The organism is Dietzia sp. B44 (genome assembly GCF_014145245.1).
In the GTDB taxonomy this organism is placed as follows: Bacteria; Actinomycetota; Actinomycetes; order Mycobacteriales; family Mycobacteriaceae; genus Dietzia; species Dietzia natronolimnaea.
On record NZ_JAALEF010000520.1, the window covers coordinates 1 to 2,550 of the forward strand.

Here is a 2,550-nt window from a genome sequence, read left to right on the forward strand (position 1 = left end):
CGCGGCGAAGAGCCCGCCGCGGCCGGCGACCTCCTCCGCCGCCGCCGCCAGGTCCTCACTGTTCAGGGTGGGGGTTCCCGCCACGCCCTTCCCGTCCGCCACGGCGGAGATCCCGAACACCCCCCGGTCGAGCAACGCGCCGAGCCGTCCGAGGTTGCCGGGCACCGCGGCGCCCCACAGGCCCACGTCGACGAACGACTCGCCGGTCACCCCCTCCCGCCACCGGTCCACCTGCTCCGGGTCGGTGGCCGACGGGTCGCCGTTCGTCCCGTAGTCGACCACGGTGGTGATCCCCCCGAGGGCGGCCGAACGGGTGCCCACCGCGACGTCCTCGGTGCTCACGTGCGGGTCCACCAGCCCGGGCATCAGAACGACGTCGTCACCCAGATCGATCGTGTGATCACCCGCCAACCCGATGTCCCGTGCCTCGGACCCGGTCCGCACGGAGGAGATCACGCCGCCGTCCACCGCGACCGCCGCCTGCTGGATACGACCGTCGACCACGGCGCGGCGGGCGTGGATCAGGAGCTCGTACCTGGCCACGGATCGGTCCTCCTACGTCTAGACGGATTTCGGTGACACCCTCGGGCGTCATTGTCCCCCACGGCCGAGGTCTTCCGGGGCAGCGTCGCCGGATAGCGTGGAGGGAGACCGAACTCAGACCAGGAGGGCCCGCCATGACCGACACCCCCACCGGATTCGTCCCCACCGCCGACCTCGTCGACGAGATCGGCGAGGGCGTCCGGAGTTGCGACACCCAGTTCCGCGACCTCGGCGGCCGCACCGAGTTCTTCGGCCCGGTCTCCACGGTCCGGTGCTTCCAGGACAACGCGCTGCTCAAGAGCGTTCTGGGTGAGCCCGGAGAGGGTCGGGTCCTGGTGATCGACGGTGATGCCAGTGTGCACACGGCGCTCGTCGGCGACCTCATCGCGGAACTCGGTCGATCCAACGGCTGGGCCGGCGTGGTGGTCCACGGCGCGATCCGCGACTCCGCGGTGATCGGCACGATGGACTTCGGGTGCAAGGCCCTCGGGACCAACCCCCGCAAGTCGTCCAAGACGGGCGCCGGGGAGCGGGATGTCACCGTGAGTTTCGGCGGGGTCGACTTCGTCCCCGGCGACATGCTCTACGCGGACTCCGACGGGATCGTGGTGCGCTGACCCCGGCGCGCACCCCACGCCGGGGCGTGGCGGCCGACGGGGTCGCCGAGCGGTCAGCGGATCAGGACGCGCCCGCGAAGGTGCCGACCGAGCCGACCGACAGCTCGCCGATCGAGGCCTCCGGCCCGTAACTGCCCAACGACCCGGGCGCGTACGACCCGGTCGAGTTGGGCACGTCGACGGAGAGGACGACGGACCCGGTGTTGATGAGCGTCGTCAGCAGGTTCATCAGCGAGCCGGTGCCGAGGGAGCCGTAGCCCAGACTGCCGAGCGCGTCGATGGTCGCGGGATCGACCGACATGCACCGGGCGCCGTTCATCGTCTGGATCCACACGCAGAACGGGTCCGTCGGCTCCTCGGGCGCCGCCGTCGCCGACCCGGCCCCGGCGAGCAGGGCGGTGGCCATCAGAGCGGACGACGCCGCGGCGAGCAGGGTGGTGCGCATGTCAGGGAACCTCCGGGTAGGCACCCCACCCGGGCGTGGGGCTGTCCTCACGAAGTGTAACGGGTATCACACCGTCCGCGACCGGCGGCCCGGACGGGTCATGCCTCGCGTCTGATCCACCGCAGGAGCGGGCCGAGGGAGACCCGGTCGGTGAGATCCAGCCCGCCCAGCTCGAGCATCGACTGCTCCTCCGGGGTGAGATCCGGTTTGCGGCGCAGTGCCGCCAGCGCGGTCTTGATCCCCAGCCGCTGCCGGAACCCGAGTTGGTCGGGGGTCACCACGCCGCGCAACTGGAACAGCTTGAGGTCCCGGAGCTGGTCGGCGGAGAACTCGCTCGACATCAGGTCGATCCGGGCGTCGTCGGTGACCGGGGTGGGGCCCACCATGACGACGGCGACCCGGCGACCGGCCTCCACGAGCGCCTCCCAGTTGTCCTTGATGAACCCCGAGCCGCCCAGACCGCCACCCGGACGCATGCCCGTCACCAGGACCACCGTCCCGGCCACCACGAGCTCGGCGGGATCCACGGCGTCGTGGTGGGAGCTGCGGGCGTCGAACTCCTCCGCCACCCAGTCCGCGTAGCGGCGGGCCCCCGGGTCGTCGTCGTGCAGCACCACCGGGGCCGGCACGGCGCCGGACGTCATCTCGTTCACTGAGGCCTCCCCTGCCCGTCACGGGCGACCACGCGGGCCGCGCGGCCACCGAACGCCACCACGTCGCCGTCGGCCAGTCCGCGACCGCGCCGCACGTCGACCTCCCCGTTGACGCTGACCGCGCCCGCCGCGACGGCGTCCTTGGCCTCCGCCCCCGAATCGAGCAGCGAGGCCAGCTTGAGGAACTGGCCGAGCGTGAGCTTGCTGCCCAGATCACATTCGACGTCGTCCACTGGTGGACCGGCCGACGGTGTCACCCGCGCGGCCCGTCCGCGTCCTGCGATATGGCGGA

At 72.0% G+C, this 2,550-nt stretch carries 4 protein-coding genes and 1 pseudogene; 1 reads left to right on the forward strand and 4 read right to left on the reverse strand.

What is annotated here, in order from left to right:
• Positions 1 to 543, reverse strand: a pseudogene (locus G6017_RS15995) (amidohydrolase family protein); the annotation flags it as partial.
• 134 nt (positions 544 to 677) lie between these two features.
• On the opposite strand from G6017_RS15995, the gene rraA reads away from it, so the two are divergent.
• Positions 678 to 1,160, forward strand: coding sequence for a ribonuclease E activity regulator RraA (gene rraA / locus G6017_RS16000; protein ID WP_179524199.1), 483 nt, complete (start codon positions 678 to 680; stop codon positions 1,158 to 1,160).
• Positions 1,161 to 1,221: 61 nt separating this feature from the next.
• Here the strand turns inward: rraA and G6017_RS16005 are convergent, their stop codons facing one another.
• The 3 genes from G6017_RS16005 to G6017_RS16015 form a co-directional block, all read right to left on the reverse strand.
• Positions 1,222 to 1,605 (reverse strand): hypothetical protein, encoded by a 384-nt coding sequence (locus tag G6017_RS16005; RefSeq protein WP_179524198.1) that lies wholly within the window; start codon positions 1,603 to 1,605, stop codon positions 1,222 to 1,224.
• A gap of 98 nt (positions 1,606 to 1,703) precedes the next feature.
• Complete coding sequence (locus G6017_RS16010; RefSeq protein WP_182609893.1) at positions 1,704 to 2,249, reverse strand: hypothetical protein; 546 nt, start codon at positions 2,247 to 2,249, stop codon at positions 1,704 to 1,706.
• 5 nt (positions 2,250 to 2,254) lie between these two features.
• Positions 2,255 to 2,491, reverse strand: a complete 237-nt coding sequence (locus tag G6017_RS16015) for an RNA-binding S4 domain-containing protein (RefSeq protein WP_182609886.1) — start codon at positions 2,489 to 2,491, stop codon at positions 2,255 to 2,257.
• Between the last annotated feature and the right edge of the window lie 59 nt (positions 2,492 to 2,550).